Annotated in this window: 3 protein-coding genes; 2 read left to right on the top strand and 1 reads right to left on the bottom strand. The window is 53.7% G+C overall.

The genetic code is table 11. The features are described from left to right. Positions 1–692 (top strand): NADPH-dependent F420 reductase (locus AQR02_RS17565; protein WP_209444170.1); only part of this gene is annotated, 692 nt, incomplete at its 5' end. Between the two features lie 23 nt (positions 693–715). Continuing rightward, positions 716–1,270 (top strand): SDR family NAD(P)-dependent oxidoreductase, encoded by a 555-nt coding sequence (locus AQR02_RS17560; protein ID WP_054941588.1) that lies wholly within the window; start codon positions 716–718, stop codon positions 1,268–1,270. Between the two features lie 52 nt (positions 1,271–1,322). Here the strand turns inward: AQR02_RS17560 and AQR02_RS17555 are convergent, their stop codons facing one another. Continuing rightward, the gene (locus AQR02_RS17555; RefSeq protein WP_054941587.1) at positions 1,323–1,898 is read right to left on the bottom strand and encodes a TetR/AcrR family transcriptional regulator; all 576 of its coding nucleotides are present in this window, start codon (positions 1,896–1,898) and stop codon (positions 1,323–1,325) included. Positions 1,899–1,900: the final 2 nt, after the last annotated feature.

Raw genomic sequence — 1,900 nt, 5'->3', positions numbered from 1 at the left:
AAAAGCGAGGAATTGATAAGCACCAACGGTGCGAACTTATGACCGTAATCGGCATCATTGGCGCGGGCGAAGTCGGCAGCCAGATCGCGAGTGCGGCGATCGCGAACGGGTATCAGGTCGTCATTGCCAATTCGCGGGGACCCGAGACGTTGAAGGGCCTCATTGATGAGCTTGGCCCGTCAGCACGTGCTGCAACAGCGGCCGGCGCTGCCGAGGCTGGCGACTTTGTCGTCGTAGCCGTCCCCCTCAAGCTGGTCAACGATATGCCTGTGGAGCAGCTCGCGGGCAAGATCGTGCTTGACACGAACAACTACATGACTTGGCGTGATGGACATTTTCCCATGATCGACTCGGGTGAGATGACCGTTCATGAGCTTCGTCAGAAACAGCTTCCTGCCTCGAAGGTGGCGAAGGCCTTTACCCACATCCAGGCCCCCCGCCTCTTCATTTCGAGTAGACCCGCTGGCGACCCTAACCGCCACGCGTTGTCGGTCTCGAGCAACTTTCCTGAAGCCATCGAACTCGTAACGCGGCTGTACGACCAGTTCGGTTTCGATACGGTCGACAACAGTCCGCTGAGCGAGTCATGGCGCAGCGGACCCGGCCAGCCCGCTTGGATAGCGCACGCGCACCAAACCCGTGCTGAGCTGGCCGCCAATCTCGCCAGGGCGAAACGGATCATCTTGAAGTGAGTTTGCTAATAGGGGATAGATTGTTGAAGACAATTGCTATAATTGGCGCTGGGCCTGGTCTTGGTTTCTCATTGGCCAAAACTTTTGGCAGGCATGGATTCCGTATTGCTGTGGTTTCAAGAACACAAGAGAAGCTGGATCAATATGCTTTAGAGTTAAGTGAGCTGGGTATTGAAGCTAGAGGGTTTGCTGCTGATATTACAAACAAAATGGAGCTTGCAAGGGCTTATCATGTGGTGATCGGAGCCCTCAATACTGCAAGACTAATCATTCCAGATATGATTGAACGAGGCAAAGGGGCACTTCTGTTTACAAGTGATCTCTCCGCTATGAGTCCCACTCCCATGTTTGGGAATTCGGGTATCGTTATGTCGGGATTGCGAAACTATATCCTTAATTTACACCAAAGTCTGCATCCTCATGGGGTATTTGTTGGACATTTATCCATTAGTCCTCTGATTAAGAGAGGTACAGGGTTTGATCCAGATCAAGTGGCGGAAGCCTGGTATCATCTATACGAGCAAAGAGAAGCGGCAGAAGACACCTATACTGAAGGTATTATGCAAATTATAAATTAAAGTAGCTTCAAACAAAAAGGCTCCCATTTATCGGGAGCCTTTTTGAATTTGCTTAGGAAGACTTTCCAGACAGTGCAGAACTGCCGGCAGGCCAGGTGGAGAGCGCTTGCTCGGCAACAGCTTCCAGCATGTTGCGGCTGAAACCGGCCTTGGCTTGAACAGCCATACCGTGTAGCACAGCCATCACGAATGCAGCTAACGCAGCACAATTCGCATTCTCCGGCAGATCGCCCTCCTGCTTCGCCCGTTCGAAACGATCACGCAGGGAAGTCTCCCCGTCCGCACGTGCATCGACCAGTGCTCGTCGGATCGGTTCGGATTCATCCGAGCCGGCCAAGTCACCGTGGACATATAGACACCCCTTGTGATCCGGGTAACGCGTTTGCAATTCGGCCGCCCCGCGAAAGATACGTGCGACCACCTCCCGCGAGGTAGGCAGCTCCAGCGCCGCCGGAAAGAAATCGTGGTAGTGCTCGTAATAGAGTTCAAGAACCCGGAGGAACAACGCCTCCTTGTTGCCAAACGCGGAATAGAGCGCCGGGCGTTCGACACCCGTAGCCTGCGTCAGGTCCGTATACGACGTGCCTTCGTACCCCTTTTTCCAAAACACGCAAAGTGCTGCGTCCAGTG

The sequence above is a fragment of the Paenibacillus ihuae genome, from assembly GCF_001368795.1.
GTDB classification, from domain to species: domain Bacteria; phylum Bacillota; class Bacilli; order Paenibacillales; family Paenibacillaceae; genus Paenibacillus_AQ; species Paenibacillus_AQ ihuae.
This window is presented reverse-complemented; position numbering and strand designations above follow the sequence as displayed.